The organism is Halomonas sp. KX33721 (assembly GCF_001596805.1).
GTDB lineage: Bacteria > Pseudomonadota > Gammaproteobacteria > Pseudomonadales > Halomonadaceae > Vreelandella > Vreelandella aquamarina.
This window is the reverse complement of record NZ_LVIA01000007.1, coordinates 60,374-78,786: the sequence shown is the minus strand read 5'-3', so window position 1 is coordinate 78,786 and position 18,413 is coordinate 60,374. Positions and strand designations below refer to the sequence as shown.

19 protein-coding genes and 1 pseudogene are annotated in these 18,413 nt (G+C 55.5%); 9 read left to right on the top strand and 11 right to left on the bottom strand.

Annotated features, from left to right (window positions below; genetic code table 11):
* From A3220_RS02635 to A3220_RS02620, 6 genes and pseudogenes are all read left to right on the top strand, one after another.
* A complete protein-coding gene (locus tag A3220_RS02635; protein WP_062372956.1) occupies positions 1 to 1,923 on the top strand; it encodes an alkaline phosphatase D family protein in 1,923 nt (640 codons plus the stop codon).
* Between the two features lie 119 nt (positions 1,924 to 2,042).
* Positions 2,043 to 3,797, top strand: coding sequence for a bifunctional diguanylate cyclase/phosphodiesterase (locus A3220_RS02630; RefSeq protein WP_062372953.1), 1,755 nt, complete (start codon positions 2,043 to 2,045; stop codon positions 3,795 to 3,797).
* A gap of 95 nt (positions 3,798 to 3,892) precedes the next feature.
* Positions 3,893 to 4,060 (top strand): annotated as a pseudogene (locus A3220_RS16730) (histidine phosphatase family protein); the annotation flags it as partial.
* On the top strand, positions 4,045 to 5,844 hold the full coding sequence (locus A3220_RS02625; protein ID WP_084812737.1) for a methyl-accepting chemotaxis protein: 1,800 nt from the start codon (positions 4,045 to 4,047) through the stop codon (positions 5,842 to 5,844). The pseudogene A3220_RS16730 and the gene A3220_RS02625, both read left to right, overlap by 16 nt.
* 107 nt (positions 5,845 to 5,951) lie before the next feature.
* On the top strand, positions 5,952 to 6,254 hold the full coding sequence (locus A3220_RS17745) for a PAS domain-containing protein (RefSeq protein WP_252860407.1): 303 nt from the start codon (positions 5,952 to 5,954) through the stop codon (positions 6,252 to 6,254).
* The gene (locus A3220_RS02620; protein WP_252860406.1) at positions 6,251 to 7,579 is read left to right on the top strand and encodes a bifunctional diguanylate cyclase/phosphodiesterase; all 1,329 of its coding nucleotides are present in this window, start codon (positions 6,251 to 6,253) and stop codon (positions 7,577 to 7,579) included. The genes A3220_RS17745 and A3220_RS02620 overlap by 4 nt, the downstream gene beginning before the upstream one ends.
* Positions 7,580 to 7,587: 8 nt before the next feature.
* Here the strand turns inward: A3220_RS02620 and A3220_RS02615 are convergent, their stop codons facing one another.
* Positions 7,588 to 8,214 carry a putative metalloprotease CJM1_0395 family protein gene (locus A3220_RS02615; RefSeq protein WP_062360516.1) on the bottom strand — a complete coding sequence of 209 codons (627 nt, stop codon included), beginning with the start codon at positions 8,212 to 8,214 and terminating at the stop codon, positions 7,588 to 7,590.
* A gap of 72 nt (positions 8,215 to 8,286) precedes the next feature.
* Here A3220_RS02615 and A3220_RS16725 point away from each other — a divergent pair, with 72 nt between their 5' ends.
* The 3 genes from A3220_RS16725 to A3220_RS02605 all read left to right on the top strand — a co-directional run bounded on the left by A3220_RS16725 (position 8,287) and on the right by A3220_RS02605 (position 9,601).
* A complete protein-coding gene (locus A3220_RS16725; protein ID WP_074211151.1) occupies positions 8,287 to 8,514 on the top strand; it encodes a DUF2835 family protein in 228 nt (75 codons plus the stop codon).
* Positions 8,515 to 8,522: 8 nt separating this feature from the next.
* A complete protein-coding gene (locus tag A3220_RS02610) occupies positions 8,523 to 8,906 on the top strand; it encodes a hypothetical protein (protein WP_044629454.1) in 384 nt (127 codons plus the stop codon).
* Between the two features lie 116 nt (positions 8,907 to 9,022).
* Complete coding sequence (locus A3220_RS02605) at positions 9,023 to 9,601, top strand: antibiotic biosynthesis monooxygenase (protein ID WP_054640969.1); 579 nt, start codon at positions 9,023 to 9,025, stop codon at positions 9,599 to 9,601.
* Between the two features lie 167 nt (positions 9,602 to 9,768).
* Here A3220_RS02605 and nhaD read toward each other — a convergent pair whose 3' ends face one another.
* The 10 genes from nhaD to A3220_RS02560 all read right to left on the bottom strand — a co-directional run bounded on the left by nhaD (position 9,769) and on the right by A3220_RS02560 (position 18,336).
* Positions 9,769 to 11,247, bottom strand: coding sequence for a sodium:proton antiporter NhaD (gene nhaD / locus A3220_RS02600; protein ID WP_062360524.1), 1,479 nt, complete (start codon positions 11,245 to 11,247; stop codon positions 9,769 to 9,771).
* A 1,313-nt stretch (positions 11,248 to 12,560) separates the two neighbouring features.
* A complete protein-coding gene (locus A3220_RS02595) occupies positions 12,561 to 13,547 on the bottom strand; it encodes a hypothetical protein (protein ID WP_062372951.1) in 987 nt (328 codons plus the stop codon).
* A 611-nt stretch (positions 13,548 to 14,158) separates the two neighbouring features.
* On the bottom strand, positions 14,159 to 14,515 hold the full coding sequence (locus A3220_RS02590) for a hypothetical protein (protein WP_062372948.1): 357 nt from the start codon (positions 14,513 to 14,515) through the stop codon (positions 14,159 to 14,161).
* Positions 14,512 to 16,359 carry a replication endonuclease gene (locus A3220_RS02585; protein ID WP_062372945.1) on the bottom strand — a complete coding sequence of 616 codons (1,848 nt, stop codon included), beginning with the start codon at positions 16,357 to 16,359 and terminating at the stop codon, positions 14,512 to 14,514. Before A3220_RS02585 ends, A3220_RS02590 begins: the two co-directional genes overlap by 4 nt.
* Positions 16,360 to 16,539: 180 nt before the next feature.
* The gene (locus A3220_RS02580) at positions 16,540 to 16,794 is read right to left on the bottom strand and encodes a hypothetical protein (protein ID WP_062372942.1); all 255 of its coding nucleotides are present in this window, start codon (positions 16,792 to 16,794) and stop codon (positions 16,540 to 16,542) included.
* Positions 16,791 to 17,222, bottom strand: coding sequence for a hypothetical protein (locus A3220_RS02575; protein ID WP_062372939.1), 432 nt, complete (start codon positions 17,220 to 17,222; stop codon positions 16,791 to 16,793). The genes A3220_RS02580 and A3220_RS02575 overlap by 4 nt, the downstream gene beginning before the upstream one ends.
* Positions 17,219 to 17,515 carry a hypothetical protein gene (locus A3220_RS02570; protein WP_062372937.1) on the bottom strand — a complete coding sequence of 99 codons (297 nt, stop codon included), beginning with the start codon at positions 17,513 to 17,515 and terminating at the stop codon, positions 17,219 to 17,221. The genes A3220_RS02575 and A3220_RS02570 overlap by 4 nt, the downstream gene beginning before the upstream one ends.
* The gene (locus A3220_RS18135; protein WP_290123745.1) at positions 17,512 to 17,637 is read right to left on the bottom strand and encodes a hypothetical protein; all 126 of its coding nucleotides are present in this window, start codon (positions 17,635 to 17,637) and stop codon (positions 17,512 to 17,514) included. The genes A3220_RS02570 and A3220_RS18135 overlap by 4 nt, the downstream gene beginning before the upstream one ends.
* Positions 17,634 to 17,840, bottom strand: a complete 207-nt coding sequence (locus tag A3220_RS02565) for a hypothetical protein (protein ID WP_062372934.1) — start codon at positions 17,838 to 17,840, stop codon at positions 17,634 to 17,636. The genes A3220_RS18135 and A3220_RS02565 overlap by 4 nt, the downstream gene beginning before the upstream one ends.
* A 343-nt stretch (positions 17,841 to 18,183) precedes the next feature.
* The gene (locus A3220_RS02560) at positions 18,184 to 18,336 is read right to left on the bottom strand and encodes an AlpA family phage regulatory protein (protein ID WP_252860405.1); all 153 of its coding nucleotides are present in this window, start codon (positions 18,334 to 18,336) and stop codon (positions 18,184 to 18,186) included.
* Positions 18,337 to 18,413 lie beyond the last annotated feature (77 nt).

Below are 18,413 nucleotides of genomic sequence, written 5' to 3'. Positions count from 1 at the left end.
ATGACACAAATCGCCACGACGTTACCCGACGTACTGGTTGGACCTTTGCTGCGTCGCCTCTCGCCGTCGCGGCTGATTTTATGGCTGGTAGCGACCCGTCCGCTGACCATGCAGCTTGTGCTGAACCCCGAGCAAGAGGAGCAGCAAACCCACGCGTTAGATAACGCCCACCAGTGCGTGGCGATTGGTCGGCATGCTTATATTCACTGTATCGACCTTTCGCTGCCCACCGCGCTGCCCACCGACACCCGCATTGCCTACGACCTGCAGGTACAAAGCACTGACGGCGCGTGGCAGCCCCTGCCGGAGTGGGCGCCGTGGCTATGCCACGATGACTATGACTACCCAGGGTTTGTGTTGGCCTCTCGCCACCACCGTCTGATGCACGGCTCCTGTCGTAAACCCCATCACGATAGCGCCGATGGCTTAGTGCGGGCCGATAACTGGATAGCCGAGCGCCAAGAGTCACCCGCCGAGTGGCCCGCGTGGCTGCTGATGACCGGCGACCAAGTGTATGTGGATGACGTGGCAGGCCCCATGCTGCGGGCGGTTCATGCGCTGATTGCCCGCCTGGGGCTAGTGGATGAACTGCTTGAGGGCGCTACCGTCGATGATAGCCAAGCGCTGTATAACGCCCCGGAAAGCTACTACCACCGGGAAGCGCTGCTGCCGGATGTCACCAGCAACGCGGCGCTGCGTGAGCGCTTTTTTGGTGGCGTAAAAAAGCCGGTATTCACCTCGGCGAACGCCCAGAACCACCTGATGACGCTGGCCGAGATGCTCGCCATGTACTGCCTGGTGTGGTCGCCCGCGCCGTGGCAGGTGATTGCCTATGACGCCCCGGCGTTAGGCGAAAAAGAGGCTGAGGCTTACCGGGAAGAGCAGGCGATCATCGAAGCGTTCGTAGAGGGTCTGCCTCAGTGCGCGCGGCTGATGGCCCACGTGCCCAGCCTGATGATTTTTGATGATCATGATGTCACCGATGACTGGAACCTGACCGCCGACTGGGAGCGCTGTGCCTACGGCCACCCGTTCTCAAAGCGTATTATCGGCAACGCGCTGGTGGCGTACCTGCTCTGCCAAGGGTGGGGGAATGCGCCCGATAAACTTAATCCGTTGCTTCACCAAGCGATCACGCTGTTCGACGATGTCGGCCCGCTGAAGCCTGACCACCAGGACGCGTTTATCGAGCGGCTGCTGCGCTTTCAGGGCTGGGAGTTTCAGGTGCCGGGCACGCCCGTACTCATCGTGCTGGACACCCGTACGCGCCGCTGGCGCAGCGAGCGCAGCCCCAACCGCCCGTCAGGCTTGATGGATTGGGAGGCGCTGATGGAGATGCAGCAGGCGCTGCTGGGCACTAAAAGCGCGGTGATCGTCTCGCCTGCGCCCATGTTTGGCGTCAAGCTGATCGAAAGTATCCAAAAACTCTTCACCCTGGCGGGCAAACCGCTGGTGGTGGATGCCGAGAACTGGATGGCGCACCGCGGTGCGGCCAACGTGCTGCTGCATATCTGGCGGCACTCCAAAACCCCCGGTAACTACGTGATCCTCTCCGGTGATGTTCACTACTCCTTTGCCTACGATATCGTCGTACGCCGCCAGAAGCGGGCTCCAAAGCTATGGCAAATCACTTCGAGTGGGGTGAAAAATACTTTTCCCAAGCAGTTGCTGAATACCTTCGACCGTTTGAACCGTTGGCTCTACGCGCCGTTATCGCCGCTGAACTGGTTCACCAAGCGGCGCAAGCTTAGCATCTACCCCCGGGACCCAGACCAAGCCAGCGCCGGAGAGCGGCTATGGAACGCCAGCGGCATTGGGCTGGTAAGCCTGGATGAGCAGGGCAAGCCCACGGATATTCGCCAGCTCGATGCCGGCGGCGGTGACGTAGTCTTTCCGCCCCCCAAGGTGCCTATCGACCCGTAGAGAACCGCTGTCTGTCATACAAATGTCATCACAATGACGCAGGCTTGCTGCCCTAGAACCTTCCTCATGAAGCGTTACAAATCATAGGGATAGTTTACGTTTGATAGGGCAGCAGGCATATGACCGCACAAGAAGCACAATGGCTAAATCAAATTATTGCGGCAGAAGAGCTGCACGTGCTATTCCAACCGATTGTGGACGCCAATCAGCAGGCTATTTATGGCTATGAAGCGCTGATTCGCGGGCCAAAAACGTCCCCGCTTCACTCTCCCCTGCGGTTATTCGATGTGGCGACCCAGGCGGGCCTACTGGTCGAGCTGGACTTGCTGTGTCGGCGGCTCGCCATTCGCCGGTTTGCCGAGCTTGAATTGCCGGGGTTGTTGTTTCTCAACGTGATGCCGTTAACCATCGTGGAGCGTGACTTCCGCGAGGGGCTGACGCTGAGCTTTATTCAAGAGAGCGGCCTGCCCCCTGAGCGCGTGGTCATTGAGTTGACCGAGCACGTGCCGATTCACGACTACGAACTGATGCGTCAAGCGGTGGACCACTACCGCGATATGGGCTTTCAGGTGGCGCTGGATGATTTAGGAGCCGGGCACTCCAGCCTGCGCCACTGGTCAGAGCTGCGGCCCGACTTCGTCAAGTTAGATCGCCACTTTATCTCTGGTATTGATCAGGAGCCCGCTAAGCGCGAGTTTCTGCGCTCCATTTTGGATGTGGCGCGTAGTCTGGATTGCCAGCTCATTGCGGAAGGGGTCGAGACGGCTGCCGAGCATCTCTGCCTATGGGAGCTAGACCGCGGGTTGGCACTGCTGCAGGGGTTTTACTTTGCCCGGCCAAGCCTTCAGCCGCCCATGCAGCTCAATACGCTATTACCCGCGACGACCCAGCTAAAAAGTCCGGCGGGTCGCACCGCGCACTCCATTTTACGCCCCATTGAGAGCGTCTCGGCGAGCTGTTTGGTGCCAGCACTGGCCGAGCGCTTTCGCGGGGACCCGCGCTTGCGCTGCGTGGCGGTGATCGAAGAGGGCGTTCCCGTGGCGGTGGTGCGCCGCAATGCCTTCCTCACGCTGTTCACCAATCAGTACAGTCACGCGATGTACGCCAAGCGCTGCGTGCTGGAGATTGCTGACCCTAAAATGATCGTCGCGGATGCGGATCTCTCCCTGGAGGCGCTTAGCCAGCAGCTCACCGACAGCCGCGATATCGAGCAGGAAGATTTCGTGATCGTCGATAGCGACGGTCATTACCTCGGCATGGGCAATATCGTCGACCTGCTGCGGGAAATTACCGCGATTCAAGTGCGCCAAGCGCGCCACGCGAACCCGCTCACTGGGCTGCCCGGTAATATTCTGATTAACGAAACCCTAGCCTCCTATTTAGCCCAAGGCAGCGGATTTGCGGCTGGCTATGTGGATTTAGATAACTTCAAAGCGTTTAACGATGCCTACGGCTACGCCCGCGGCGACCACGTAATTATTTCACTCTCAAGGCTGCTACAGGCCCAGGTAGAGAGTGCGGGTGGCTTTATCGGTCATATCGGCGGCGATGACTTTATGATGCTGCTACCGCTGGGCCATTGGGAAACCGTTTGCCAGCAAATCCTTCACTCTTTTGAAGTGATGGCGCCTGGATTTTACGAAGAAAAAGACCGCCAGCAAGGGGGCATTTCGATAGAGAGCCGTCAGGGAGGCGTGACGTTCTTCCCCTTTGTCAGTGTCTCGATTGCCGTCAAGCCGATTACCGACCCCGCCCCTTGCAAGGCGCTGGAGATCGCCGCGCAGCTCTCGGAACTCAAGCACCAGGCCAAGAAAACCGCGGGTAACAGCCTGTTTGTGGAGCGGCGCGGCTGCTGTGTAGGTGGCTGTCGCTAGGTTGTCACGCAGCCGTAATCAGGGCGTCATGAGAGTGTCCTGCCGCTGTCATATCAAAACATCACTATGGCGTTAACACTTCATAACTCGCTCAGGTGATGCATGCATACTTGTTCGTATGCAATGCGCTGCTGCGCCAAGTGCTGGAACAGCCGCTTAGCAATGGCTTAGTGATGGATTTGCCCTATGCGGCGATGAGCCGCCTGCGCCACGAGCGCCATGCACTAGGCGAAAGCACGTTTATCGAGTGGATAGGCCGTTAACGGCGAGTGATGCAGTAGCGGGTCAACGGCGCTTAGGCCATGATAAGAGCAACACGTTTTTAGGTAGCCAAGGGGAAGCATTTGGTGATCGTTTGAGCCAGCAGCGTCCTAACATGGATGCTGCGGTGGAAGCTTTTTTCCAACAGCGTGATCAACTTGATGCAACGCTGCTGACCTCCACGATCAGCTCGCAGTTGGCTGCGGTTGAGCAACAATGGCAGCAAAACCAGTCGCTGCGTGACCAGGTAGACCTGCTTAGTGTGGCAACACCGGAAGCGCTAGGCCACTATACAGGGCTTAATAGCTTGCTGATGGTACTCGTTGGCGAGCTTGCCCACCTAACGGGAGAGGGCGCGATTACCCGTCAACTGGCAGCCTATTATAATTTGTTAGAGGCAAAAGATTTGGCAGGTATTGAGCGTGCGCTTCTTTCAAATGTATTTGCTGCCGATGCGATGCCTGAAGCGACCCTGCAGCGTCTCTTGTCATTAATAGGTGAGGAACGTGCATTTCTAGAAACTTTTCGTGTCTTATCTGGTGCTGCTAACCGTGAGGCACTGGAGGAAGCTTTGAGTGGCCCGGAGGTTGAGCGCGTGCTGGAGCGGCGCGCACTAGCGATTCAGCAAACGGCAGGCTTCGGGGTAAACCCAGAAGAGTGGTTCGATTGGCAAACAGTAAAAATTGGCCGCTTAAAGGCGCTGGAGGATAGTGTGTCTGCATCTATCGTGAGCACCGCTGATGAGCTTAAGCGCCAAGCACAGCGAGATCTATGGTGGTACTTAGCGATTGCTGTAGTGGCTGCTGTAATTGCCATTGGCATGGCAATACTCATTGTTCGCACCATGACGAGACCGCTTCAGCGAGCGTTGGTAAGCATTGCCGAGCGCGGCGATGACTTGACGCAGCGCCTGCCGGTGCCCGGTAGTGATGAGCTTTCTAGGCTTTATCAAGCGGTAAACGATGCGTCAGCGCAAACAGAACAGTTGATTGCTGAAATGAAGCGCAATGCACAGTCGGTAGCGCTTGCCAGCAATGAAATTGCTCAGGGTAACCAAGATCTAGCTCAGCGTACTGAGGAGCAGTCAGCGTCACTCGTGCAGACAGCTTCCAGCATGGAGCAGATGACTGCCACCGTGCGTCAGAATGCAGATAATGCGCATCAGGCGCAGCGCATGACCGGTGATGTTGCTAACCAGGCACAAGAAGCTACTGAGGTGGCGATGCAGGCCCGGCAGGCAATGCAGCACATTCATCAGGCGAATGAGCAAGTGACAACCATCGTAACGGCTATCGATAATATTGCCTTTCAAACTAACCTATTGGCACTGAACGCATCGGTAGAGGCGGCGCGTGCGGGAGAGCATGGACGCGGGTTTGCTGTAGTGGCTGACGAGGTGCGTAAATTGGCAAGCCGCAGCGCTGAAGAGGCCAACCAGATCCGGCGCCTAATTGATAATAATGTCGCGCGTATCAATGAAGGGGAAACGCTGGTTTCCACTACCAGTGACACGTTGGAGCAGATCGCCGCGCGTGTACAGAAGATGGCGTCCCTGATGGATGAGATTTCTACGGCTAGCCATGAACAGTCATCGGGCGTTGAGCAGATCAGCCGGGCGATGGCGCAGCTTGAGGATGTTACCCAGCAGAATGCCGCCTTGGTTGAGCAAGTCGCTACAGCAAGCCGCTCGCTAGACGAGCAGGCCGAGGAAATGACCACGCTTGTTAGCCGCTTTCATGTTGAAGAGAGGTCGTTACAGAGCCATCAACAGCTAACCTACAGCTAGTATCGTCAAGCCAAACGTGTAGCCCGAAGGGGGCCTAGTGCTCCCTTTTTGGTGGAAGATAAGCGGGCTAATAGCAGTTAGGGCTAAAGTAGTACGATAATCTTGTGGTGGATGCTAATCCATCCTTCTGCGAGCTAACGGGGTTGGCGCTGAGTGAAGTTCGAGGCCGGTCGCCGGAAGCATTCAGCATTTTGCCATTCGACGATAGCCGCACCACGCGTTTGATGCGCGAGGAGCTTCAACTGCGAGACCGCAGTAAAAGCCAGATTAGTTATCGTAGCCACGACGGACAGTTTTACCCCGGTATGATGTCGGTAAACCGGGTTCGTGATGAGCAGGGTCGAATTGATCATCATGTGATTGTTCTGGCAGATCTTTCTGCCATTCCTTCCCATCCGCCCGCCACTTGAATCGTGAAGTCTATTTTGATGCATTAACAGGGTTGCCAAACCAGCAGCTGCTGACCCAGCTCATTCAAGAGTCCATCCAGCACTCAGAAAGTCGACAACTGCCGCTGGCGATTTGTTCTCTGGATATTGATCACTTTCACGCCATTAATGCCCGTCTTGGCCCTCAGGTAGGTGATGCTTTGTTATCGGCATTTGCACAACGCATCAGCCATCTACTATTTAGTGATGATGTACTTGCTCGTATCGGCGGTGATGAGTTTGTACTGCTGCTTCACCATGGTGTCGAGGACTCGTTTTTTGAAAAGCTGTTGGCCTCCATTCGCCAACCGCTAATCGTTGAAGGCCAGGTAATTTACCTGACTGCCAGTTTAGGCGTTACTTCTTACCCAAGCGATCATGCTCAAGGCGATGTGCTTTTGCGCCATGCTAACCAAGCTATGTATCGCGCCAAGCAGCGCGGCCGGGATACCTACCACCTTTTTGATCCTACCCATGACCTCCTGCTTCAGGTACGTCATGAGCAGCGTCAGCGCTTTATGGATGCACTAAAGCATGGCGAACTACGACTTTTCTATCAGCCGCAGGTAGATATGCGCAGCGGCCAGGTTGTGGGTGTTGAGGCATTAATTCGCTGGCAACATCCCGAACGTGGGCTGTTATCTCCTGGGCAGTTTTTGTCAACTATAGATGCCACCCCGCTGGAAGTGGATCTAGGCGAGTGGGTGTTAGAGCATGCGCTACAACAGCTGACTCAGTGGCAAAATGACGGTATTGAAATGCCGATTAACGTCAATATCAGCCCTACGCACCTTTTGGTGAGCAACTTTAGCCAACGTTTAGCAGAGCTGCTTGCCCGCTACCCCTCGGTGTCGCCTTCACTGTTAAAGCTGGAAGTATTGGAAAGTGCGGCAATGCATGATGTGAAAGCTGCGCTAAAAAATATGGCCAGTTGCCAAGCGCTAGGGGTCAGTTTTGCCATTGATGATTTTGGTACTGGGTTTTCGTCGTTAACTCATTTACGCCAACTGCCTGTCAATCTAATTAAAATTGATCAAAGCTTTGTGCGCGATATGCTGAGCGACCAGGATGATATGGCCATTGTCGAAAGCGTTATTTATATGGCGAATCGATTTAAACGCCCAATGCTGGCCGAAGGCGTAGAGACGCTTGAGCATGCCAAGGCGCTAATGGCGCTGGGATGTGAGTTAGCCCAAGGGTATGGTATTGCTCGGCCAATGCCACCAGAAGCCGTATCAGAGTGGCTAACACATTGGACCCAGCGTCATGAGTGGCGAGCGTTAGCCACGCTATATTCGCTCAAATGATTTAGCGTTTAAGCTGCCTGCTCGGGCGGCTCGTCATTGGCAGGCTCACTATCATGCTCGCCACGCGCTTGGTTCATCTCGCTCTGTTTTTGTGCGGCCTCTAGCTTTGCTTCGAGTAAGTACTGCCGTGCTTGAGCGGCAACTTGCAGATCCTTTGGCGATGGATCAGCTGGTGCCATGGCGGCTGCAATCACTGTCTGCATCTTTTCGACTGTAGCTTGTGGATCGCCAGGAACCGGACCGTAATCAATCGGCACCTCACCGGCTACTGCATAGCGTTTGCCGTCTGGGCCGACCTCATAATCGTAAGAGGCACCGCCTGTGTAGGGCCCGCCTGCTGTTTGATGAGCCATTTCATGCTGGCGCACTTCTCGATCTGTCTGCTTTAACTGCTCAAGTTGCTGAATCTCTTCCGGGGCTAACGGAGTGCCATCAGGGCGAGTAGGGCCCGCCGTCTTTTCGCTACTCTCTGTACGCTCGTCTGTCTCTTTGCTTGGCTCAGCGTTGGAAAGCGGGCCGTCGGCCTTAGAGCGTTGACTGCCAGTCTCGTTCCGCTCTACCCGCGGAGTAGGCAGGTTGGAAGCCGACCAAGTCGCAGTGGAGCCGGAAAACGCATTTAAAGCAGAAATATCCATAAGCGATTACCGATGTTTAGGCCATTTCAGTTAGTATGGAGTATCTGCGAGCCAGCCGAATTGCGCAACGTTATGCTCTCAATAGACGTCATTATTCATCTAAGTGTCAACGAATGCCTTGCCCACTATGAAGGGCAGTACGACAATGTGCGTACACGAAGTGTAGATGGTCGCTGGGTTGTTTTCCCTGCTCAAGCGCTTAGACGCGTGGTGGGGGAGGAGGGGGTTCATGGTGTTTTTCGGTTAACGTTTACCGAGCAAGGTCGTTTTCACGATATTGTTCCACTTAATCGCCGCTGAGCCTGCTTATGCCCCAATATAATGCAAAAATGACGCTGAATGAGCTTGTTTACTCCGTCATACCTAATTTAAACACCGCCGAGCGTTTAGTGTGCAACACCTTAGATAGCTTGATTGAGTCTGCAGAAAACCCTCTTGATGTCTTTAAGCGCACCGAACAGCGCCAAGCATTTAATTTAGAGCTACACCGAATCCGCATGAATATTAAGCATTTGCTGGATCGCTATCGCGCCGATGTTGATGAAATAATGCGAAAAAATGGCGGTGTGGATGGCCCGGTGATTGAGCCAGATGCGTTAGAGGCCGATGCCATTCAAAGTGCCATTGATATTTATCAGCATGTTCGAGCGTTTCAGCGTGGCGAGCAGCGTCATCCAATCCCGCGCCGGTGATACATACATGGCATTAATATTGCCTGTATAATGTGGCACGTGCTTCAGGACTACCCGCCTGAATGCTTGCAGCTCGCCTACCCGGCAGCAGCTGCTTACACATTAGGAGATTACCCATGTCTGCCTCACCTGTCACATTGATGGTGGCTCGTCGCGTCGCGAATAGTCGCTACCAAGACTTTAACCGTTGGCTAAATGAAGGTCGTGAACTCGCTGCTGACTTTCCTGGCTACTTGGGGTCCGGTGTATTGGCGCCCCCTAAAGAAGATGATGAGTATCAGATCATTTTTCGCTTTGACAGCCAGGAAACCCTTTCTGCTTGGGAGCATTCGGCCTCTCGCCATGCTTGGCTTGAGCGGGGTAAAGGCCTTTACGATGCGCCCCATGAGCACCGGGCAACAGGCTTGGATGCGTGGTTTAAGGTAAGCCCTGGAGCTACCCCACCGCGCTGGAAGCAAGCCGTAGCCGTCTGGCTGGCGTTTTTCCCCATTTCACTACTGTTTCAGTGGACGTTTGGCAGTGTGTTAGCCGAGTGGCCGCTCATTCCGCGGGTGCTGATGAGTACCATGATGCTGACTCCCGTTATGGTGTTTGTGTTTATCCCGCTTTCAACACGTTTACTAGCGCCGTGGTTACAAGGAAAGTGGTCGCCCATGGATCTTTTTGCCCGCTTTCGACAGCAGCATAGAACGTGAGTGTTTATCAATTAACGCAGCTCGACTGGTTGAAAGGCCACGGTTGCTACCGCTATCAGGGCTATCTATTTGGGCGACCCACGCCCATTGAATATCTTTTCGAAGCGTATTAAAAAGCCCGCCCAGTGCACGAGCGCTGGGCGGGCTAGCGTGTTTACCTACTAAGGCTAGCCAAACAGCGCGAAGCTTTCGGCATTGAGCCACATATGAACCAGGATACTGGCGATATACCCCAGCAAAATCACGGGCGACCAGCGCAAGTGCCCCATAAAGGTATAAGAACCGCGCGCTTGACCCATCACGGCCACGCCAGCGGCTGAGCCAATCGATAGCAGGCTACCACCTACGCCCGCCGTCAACGTGATTAGCAGCCAGTGCCCATGAGACATTTCAGGTTCCATGGTAAGTACGGCGAACATGACCGGGATGTTATCAACCACTGCAGACACTACCCCTAGCGCAATATTCGCCCACGTAGCGTTCCAGCCGGTGTAGAGTGCTTCTGAAAGCAGCCCCAGGTAACCCATAAAGCCAAGGCCACCGACGCACATCACTACCCCGTAGAAAAACAGCAGTGTGTCCCACTCTGCCCGAGCAACGCGGTTGAAGACATCAAACGGCACGACGCCCCCTAGCTGTTCCAGCTTTTTGTTGTCACCCAGGCGGCTATAGCGTTCCCGCTTGCGTTCCAGTGAACGGGGTAGGCTCTGGCGTAGGTAGTAACCAAAAAACTGTAAGTAGCCTAGGCCGGTCATCATGCCCAGCACGGGCGGAAGGTTAAGCAGTGTATGACACAGCACCGCTGTGCCAATGGTCAGCAAGAAGAGCGCAATAATGCGTCGCGCTCCGCGCTTGAGCTGTACATCCTCATATACGCTGCTGGGCTTTTGATCTTTAATAAACAGGCTCATTACCATCGCTGGGATCAGAAAGTTAACCAGCGACGGAATAAACAGGATAAAGAACTCCTGGAATTCAATCAGACCGGCCTGCCATACCATCAGCGTTGTAATATCGCCAAACGGACTAAAAGCACCGCCTGCGTTTGCTGCGACCACAATATTGATACAAGCAAGGTTAATAAAGCGTTTGTCGCCTTCGGCTACTTTAGTGATGACGGCACACATTAGCAGCGCAGTGGTTAAGTTGTCGGCAATCGGAGAAAGAATAAAGGCAAGGCCGCCCGTTAGCCAAAAAAGCGTACGATAGTTAAAGCCTTTGCGCAGCATCCAAGAGCGCAGCGCATCAAATACTCGGCGCTCCTCCATGGCGTTGATATACGTCATGGCGACCAGCAGGAACAACATTAGCTCGGTAAACTCCAGAAGCGTCACGCGAAACGCGTACTCGGACGTATCCGACATGCCGTTCTGGACATATACCCAGCCAATGAGTCCCCAAATAATACCGGCGGCCACCAACACAGGCTTGGATTTGCGCATGTGGATTTTCTCTTCGGCCATGACCAAGGAATAGGCCAGGACAAAGATTGCCACCGCGAAGAACCCTACCGCAGAGGTGGTTAAATCAATCTCACCTGTGACCGCGAAAGCGGCTGGGCTAATAAAAAATAATAAGGCCGCTAACAAAAAAGGCCAGCAACGAGTCACTCGAAGCTGGCCTGGGTCATGATGTAACGTCATCATAGTGTGTTTATCCTTATAATGGTTAAAAGAAGGGGGAATAAGCGACGCTAGTTTAGCAAGCGATATTGCGCTGCAATACGGAATAAAACCGAATGAAAGCCTGTGATAAATAAGTTATTGCGTCTTTTTTTTTGGAAATTATCCGTTTCGCTAATAGTAAATTTCGCCAGATAATGTAATGAATTTAGGCTGAATTAGTTAGACGATAGTCGGCTATAAGTAACCCTACCATTACCAGTCAATGTGCTAGACACGGCTTATCGGCACAATGAAAGCCACTTCCAGCCGTCTCAGCACTCGTGAGAAATCAAGACGAAGGCCGGTAGGGGGGATCAACACACAGGAGGGGGGGGGGCGGCATGCACACAGGCATACACGGTGCGCAATGCTGTATAGAGTGATGCGAAAGCATACAGGCACAAAAAAACCCGCACGGGGCGGGCTTTTCAGCTTCATTCAGACCTATATGGAAGCATCTGAATTTAGGTAGGTGGTGGAGGCGGCGTCCCGCTTAAAATCAATTTAAGCTATTGTTTTTATTTTATATTAACTTGGTGTGTTTTTAAATATGCCCCCAATTATGCCCCCGCTTATGGCGTGCTAAACCTCTTAACCCGTGCTTTGAACCCGCGTACTGCTGCTAGGGGTAAAATATTTCTATAGGGTGCCACCTCATTGGGTGAAATTTAACCCTTGTTTGGCAATGAAAGGCGCGGCGGTGCTTGCGGCTGGGTGGTGGACGGTTGACCATTAAGCCGCCTCGCTTACCCTGCCTTGTCGTTACCGCTTCGCTGCATGGGGCTTCGCCCCATACCCCATTGGCCGAGTGCATACGCCTACCTAGCTGGCCCTGCGTAACCCATACCGTGACAAAATTACCTGAATGCCAAGCACCAGCCCGGAGCGCCCCAAGTCATGCCGCTGGGTTACCTTGGGTTGTTGTATCGCGTGCCTACGGTGGGGGGAGTTTGTCGGCTAGCATAACGGAAAGTGGGCGTCTTTTTGGCTTCGCGCCAGCTCGCCCAAAGACCCGTTAAATCAGCGTGATAGCGCTTTTAATGTGGCCTTTATGAAACGGTGGCCACGGTATGCGGAGCATAGAGCCATAGGCGGCATGATGGTGTGATAAAGAAACAACAACCAACCCCTGAAAATTTGCCGTGCATAGGCAAATTCCGCGACTGATTGCCCCGTACTAGCGGGGGTGGGTGGGGGAGTACCTTTTAATTTTTTGGCGTGTGTGAGCGCCAGCGCAAGGCATGAAAAAGCCGTGAAGGGTTAGCCCCTCACGGCTTTGGTCATTAACTTACGGGCTAGTATTCCAGGCGCTCAGGTGCGGCCACCATGTAAAAATGAGACAACTTCATCTCAATACTAGCGCTGCTGTACCCGGTGCCCTCCGGAGCGTAGAAGCTCGCTTGATCGCGTGCGGCGTTTAAAGCGGAAAGACGATCTTGCAAGCCTGCTGCCTCGATAGCGCTCAATAGGTCACGCTCTGCCTTAGTCATAGCGACCTTGCTAACCTCATAGCCTACGCCACGATGCAGGCTTTCCAGCTCGCTCAGCTCGGCTTGAAGGTCGTCACGCATTTTATTCAACCCACGGCGGGCGGCGGCTTGCTTCTCTGCCTCTTCGGCTGCTTTCTCGGCAGCCTTGCGAGCTTTTGCTAGCGTGGTGTTGGCCTGCCCCTTGGCGGCTTCGTCTACCTCGCCTAGCAGAGCGCTTGCTTCAAGGCGCTCTACTTCTTCGGCAGCGCTTTGGGCTTGGGCTTCCAGATCGGCGGCGATGCTATCGCTATCTTTCATGGCTGCAACCGTGGCGTTGATCTTATCGACACGCTGTTGGAGGTCTGCCATTGCTTGAGTAACTGCCTCCAATGCCTGCGGTGAAGCATCTGGCCTCGCTTTTATAGCAACAGCCAGTGCTTTTTCTGTCTGCGTTTGTGCTTCGCTGCATTCAGCATAGGTGGCTTGATGTTCTTCAAAGCGGGCACGCGCCTGCTTAAGCTTGTTCAAGGTGTGGTTTAGCTCTTGGCGAATAGCGTCATCACGATGTGTAGCACTACGCTCCAATTTTTTAGCGAGGTGCTCCGTCACCTTCTGAACCTGCTCATGGGTAGCTGGATCGGCAATGATTAGACCGTGTGGACTCTCCTGCCGGGTCAAATATGTGAGATGCCGCTCAGCGGTCTCCAGTTGGTGCCGTGCATCTGACGCTTTGGCAGTGGCAGCATTTACTGCCTTTTGTGCTTGCTGGTGTTGTTCAAGCCATGCTTTCCAGGTGTTTAGATTATCGTTCACTGGGTTACCTCACTTTTGGGTCGTTTAATCTCAGATAACAGCAACAGCCAGCCAGCGGCGTTAACGTCGCCAGCGCTAGCCATTTCGTTGAGCATTCGCGCTAGCTCAGCGCGCCGCTGCTGGGTTGGGTAAATCTGGGAACCGCGTTTCTTCATTTTCGTATCACTTTTATTTGCCCTTAATCGGGCCTTATTGGGGCTTTTGGTGAGTGTTGGGCTATCGCATTTCGTCACCTCCCGGCAGCCCTAAGCGCTGGCCTTTGGTAGTGAGTGGTGTCGCGTTGATGTGGTCATTTCTAAGAAGGCCACCTGTACATGCAGGGCCTGAGTTAGCCGGGGCCGTTGTACAGGTCGCACAGGTGATAAACCGCACCACTGCGCGATTACTGCCCACCTGCGGTGGTACACGCTGGGTAGCCGAAAATTTCTCGAAATCCGGGGCTGCCTGCCCCCGTGGCTCAGGGCGTTGGCCGCCAGAAGAACCTAGGTTTTTATTAGGGGCTGCCATACAGCCTGATAGCCTGCAACAGGCCATTAGCAAGCGTGAGCGCCAGCAGGCCACCACTAAGCCACTGCCCAAGCCATACCCGTTTAACCCCGCTGCTAGCATGCTCATTGCTCAAGCTGCCGTTTCAACCAACGGTTAGCCGCTTGACGGCCTGCGTTGTTCTTAACGTGGGCGCGCTGTTCCTGCATGGCGGCTTGCTCCCAGGCAGTGCTATACCCTTCGGCTAGTTGCATGGCATCGCCGGGCTGCCGGGTGGCCAGCCGTAGGCGAATAAAGCGACGATCCTCTGCCAGCAGTCCGCACCGTTTCTCTATCAGCGCCAGCCATGGCTCTACGCGGGTGTTCACGTTGGCCCGCCGTGGGTGTTGTCGGCGGCGGTTACCGGGCTTGCCTTGCGACCGGGAAGCGCCCGCGCTGGCTTGCAGTTGGGCAATGCGGGCAAGTAAGGCGTCACCGTTCATGCCAGTACCCCAGGTGGAATATCGGCGGGTGACATATCCCCACGCGCCAGCATGGCTATCAGCAGTTCGCGGCCTTCCTCAAGGGAGGCCCGCAAGCGCTCGCGCTCTTCATGTTCAAGGCGTCGCTTAACGGACATAACGCGGTAGTGGTGGGCATCTATGGCGGCTTGCTGTTGGATGCGGTTTACCCGCTCCCTTGGCAGGGGTGGGAGCATGCGCCTAAACGACTCGGTGATATGCCATTCCCAATCATCAAGCGTGCTTTTGGGGGTGGTTTGCGTACAGTTAATGACACCAGTCCAAGGCGCTGCGGCTTCGCCTACGCGCTGAAAATCAACCCCGGCTGCTTCACCTTTGCGCTCAAACGTCCAGCGGTAGTACCGGGTAAGGTATTCCGTTTCCCCTAGCTGGCTGCTGACCACCAAGCCCCAGGTGCTGGCCATGGGTTCCCCATAGCGCCCTAGCGTGTCGCTTGACCATTCCCCGCTCATAGGGTTGATGTTGGCGGGATCAACGGTTTGACGTACCACACGCCAAGGGCGAATAGGGGCAGCGGCGCGGGGCTGCATAGGCCCACCCATTAGGTGAAGGTATTTATCCCAAGCGCCAGCAATGGCCGCCTTGCGTATGGCGTCCAGTATCGCGGCGGCTTCTGGCTCTGGCCGGGTGGCGGCTTCCCAATCAGCAACGCGCTGCTCATCCTTTAGGCGGCGCACTTCACGCCATACCGTGACGGAAGGCAGGCCCACAAATTGAAACTGACGAATACCCCAGCAGGCCGCCCACGCTTCTATACGGGGTGCGCTGGTTTCGAGTGGCTTTCCGTAATGGTCGAGGTTATCGCCCGGTACGCCTTGGCGGTTGTGCTGCTTACCGTTGATGTTCTTCGCCACATACTTAGCCACGTAACCCGCTGCACTTCCTTTGCTCCGGTCGATCTTTACCGCTTTGAATCGGATGCTGGTGTTGTGTGCTACTTCCCCCGGTGAATCTTCCAGGGCATAGCGGCGTAAAACCCCGGTGATGCGGGCTTCATCTTCTGGGCGCATCCATATCAGCAGGTGCCAATGAGGGGTGCCATCGTGGTGGGGCTCAGCTACCCGGATGCCGTAAATACCCAAGCCTTCACGCTTTAGCTTGGCGCGGGCCTTGGCCCACTGGTTCTGCAAGTAGGCTTGTGCTTCACGCGGGTCAGCGCCAGCGTATTTATGGTTGAGGCTGGCATTCTGGCGTACCGGGTGAAAGCGGCTAGGGGTGGTGATGGTGTAGAACATGCCGCAATGCCCGGCCCGGTCAGCTTCCCGTTCAGTGTCGGCAATGCGCAGCATCAGCTCTGCCCGCCGAAACTCAGGGTTAGCCAGGCCAAGCTCTGTCAGTTCTGCCAGCGTGTACTGGTCGCCCTCTTGGTTGGTGGCGGTGATCGCTTCCAGCAAGCGAGCATTTCGAGTGGCTTGGTCGATGCGGCGGCGGTAGCCTTCGTTGCTCACATAGATACCCGCCCGTTTCTGGGTACGGCCTAAAAGCCGTTGCCGCTGCTCACGGCGGCGGCTGGTTAAGCGGCGAAGCTGCCGACGCCACCACAATGGGCAAGCGAGCCGCAACAGTTCCCCGGTGCAGCTATATCCCGTGGGCGGGGTTAGATGATGCCGGGTGGCACGGCGGCGGGCGCGTTGCAGCGCGTAAATAGGGTCGTTGAGCCGTGCGGTTTCCAGCTCAACGGCGCGGGCTTGGGCGGTGGCGTGGTCGATCAAGGCTTGATCGTCGTTGCTACACTTCCACGGGCCACAGCTCAGCAGCGAATCAGCAAGGGTTTGTCGATCAACAAAGGCGGCGTGGCTGGTCATATCGCCCCCTTGCCACTTACCGGGCGTGGCTTCTCAGCGCCAGCGCCAACCCCAACGGGTTGGCATGGATCGGCAAGGCGTAGGCGCGCCCCGTACCGTGTGCTATTCTCAGGTTTAGCGTTTGCTTTGGTCAGCGGCGCGGAGAAGGCCCAGCCATTGCGCTGGGCTTTTTCATGGGTACTAGTCAGCATCGCGCCCCCATTCCAGCTCTTCGCCTTCACCTTCAATGCTTTTTTCCAGCAGGTCTTGGGCCATATCAGCCGCCCGCTTACCCATGCAGCGGAACGCCACTGACCAAGCCTCACCTTGCTGTTCTGTAATACCTTGCCCCAGGTAATTAATATCCCCCATGATTTCGGCTAGGCGCTCATGGGCTTGGGCAATGTCGCGAATCTCTGTCAGTTGCTTTTCAAACGATGCGCTTGGGTAGGTCATGACACAGTTCTCCACTCATTGATGCTGAGTATTTCCAGGGACATATCGGCAAGGGGGATCGCGGCGGGCACAGCAAACCACTGCTTTGGGTCGCCACCGCGCTTGCGGGCGTCGGCTTCCAGCTTTCGACGATCGACACGGGGCAGGCCCGCTTGCTCGCAAACGTCTCGCCATGTCAGCAGGCGGCTATCATCGGCAGGCAAGGCAAAGCGGATGCAGCCGAATAGGTCGCGGTATTCCCAGAATTTGAGGTTTACCAGGGCGTTGTCTGTCCGGCAGGGCTTGGTAGCAGTAGGCTCCCAAAAGGGATGCGCTGAAAGCCACACAACAGACTTTTCAAGGCGGCCATCCATGTGGGGCAGCAGGTGGCCGCTGTTCAGTATCTGGGGGAGCAACGTTAGGGTTGTGTAGTGGTGATGATGGTTCATGCCGCCACCGTCCCAGGAAGTAACGCTTCCAGTTCGCGAGCAATGGCTTGAAGCTGTTCAAGCGCGTCATGCGGGGCACGTTGGCAAGGGGGCAAGTACACGCTGTAGGTCTGAGAAACAGCGGTGGGGTTGTGCAGGTCAGCACAGCGACTAACGCTGATATTCAGTTGAAGCAGCACGCCCGAAAAATCGACGCTAACCCAATAGCTGCCTTGGGTGCTGGTCGTAAGCGCCAGCGCTTGAATATTGGCGAGGGCGTCCCGGTAGGGTTGGGGTATGTGACAATGGCTCACGACAGCACCTCACTACGCACGCGGCTTAGTGCCTGCTCAATGGTGAGCTTGGTGATGGGGTCGGTGCGGAAAGGCGCGAGCAGTTCAAGCAAGCGCTTTAGCTGGGGAGTGGTTAATTTCATGACGCGGCCCCTACGCTGCGCTTGGCAGTCTCTAGGGCACGGGCTTCTAGCTGTTGGGCTTTTTCAATGTGGTGGTTGTAACGCTTAAGGCGGGTGCGCGTGCTGGAATCGGCAAACAAAGCGGCTTTTGCCATGGCTCGATGCGCGGCGGCACGGCTGGATAAACTGCGGGTAATCAGGTTGGACAGGCGTAGTGATGCCATTTGGTAGGACTCCTGTATCTTCGGAGTCGCCACTACTGCGGCCAAACAGTTGGAGGCGACTGCATGCGGGTTGGCCGACCGGAGATACAGGGTCCCGGCACGCTCGAAAGCGTCCCACATGCAGCCACCACATACGCGAATGATGGGCGCAAAAAAAGCGCCATTATCGCGGTGGGCGCTGATGCGCCTGTATCTTTGAGACCGGCCAAGGTCTGTAGTTGCTGGCGATTTTGCGCCAGCTCTTGGAGCATAGCGGTAAGCAAGGTGGGTGGTCAACATTATGCGGCCCCCTCTTGGCGGCTCGCTTCAATGCGCTGTTGAATCCACTCGTCTATTTCCGACTCTACCCAGCCACGGCGCGTGGCCCAATGCGAACGGGTTTCGGGAAGTCGCCGCGCTCCATACCGCGATAAACACCCGTTGTACTCATCCCGGTTTTTTCGCGGACAACGGGAAAGCGGATTAGGTTGGACGTTGGTTTGGTAGGGGTAGCCATGCCTTTAGCTCCTTTGGTTGCTTATGGGGCATGACTGGAAGGATGGCTCTAAGCGGGTTCTATTTGGGGGTATTTCC

Bases quoted from the DNA above. Each gene is read 5' to 3' on its own strand.
- A3220_RS02635 (WP_062372956.1), top strand. From the start codon at position 1: ATGACACAAATCGCCACGACGTTACCCGACGTACTGGTTGGACCTTTG.
- A3220_RS02630 (WP_062372953.1), top strand. From the start codon at position 2,043: ATGACCGCACAAGAAGCACAATGGCTAAATCAAATTATTGCGGCAGAA.
- A3220_RS02615 (WP_062360516.1), bottom strand. From the start codon at position 8,214: ATGGATATTTCTGCTTTAAATGCGTTTTCCGGCTCCACTGCGACTTGG.
- A3220_RS16725 (WP_074211151.1), top strand. From the start codon at position 8,287: ATGCTCTCAATAGACGTCATTATTCATCTAAGTGTCAACGAATGCCTT.
- A3220_RS02610 (WP_044629454.1), top strand. From the start codon at position 8,523: ATGCCCCAATATAATGCAAAAATGACGCTGAATGAGCTTGTTTACTCC.
- A3220_RS02605 (WP_054640969.1), top strand. From the start codon at position 9,023: ATGTCTGCCTCACCTGTCACATTGATGGTGGCTCGTCGCGTCGCGAAT.
- nhaD (WP_062360524.1), bottom strand. From the start codon at position 11,247: ATGATGACGTTACATCATGACCCAGGCCAGCTTCGAGTGACTCGTTGC.
- A3220_RS02590 (WP_062372948.1), bottom strand. From the start codon at position 14,515: ATGAACGGTGACGCCTTACTTGCCCGCATTGCCCAACTGCAAGCCAGC.
- A3220_RS02585 (WP_062372945.1), bottom strand. From the start codon at position 16,359: ATGACCAGCCACGCCGCCTTTGTTGATCGACAAACCCTTGCTGATTCG.
- A3220_RS02580 (WP_062372942.1), bottom strand. From the start codon at position 16,794: ATGACCTACCCAAGCGCATCGTTTGAAAAGCAACTGACAGAGATTCGC.
- A3220_RS02575 (WP_062372939.1), bottom strand. From the start codon at position 17,222: ATGAACCATCATCACCACTACACAACCCTAACGTTGCTCCCCCAGATA.
- A3220_RS18135 (WP_290123745.1), bottom strand. From the start codon at position 17,637: ATGAAATTAACCACTCCCCAGCTAAAGCGCTTGCTTGAACTGCTCGCG.
- A3220_RS02565 (WP_062372934.1), bottom strand. From the start codon at position 17,840: ATGGCATCACTACGCCTGTCCAACCTGATTACCCGCAGTTTATCCAGC.
- A3220_RS02560 (WP_252860405.1), bottom strand. From the start codon at position 18,336: ATGGCTACCCCTACCAAACCAACGTCCAACCTAATCCGCTTTCCCGTT.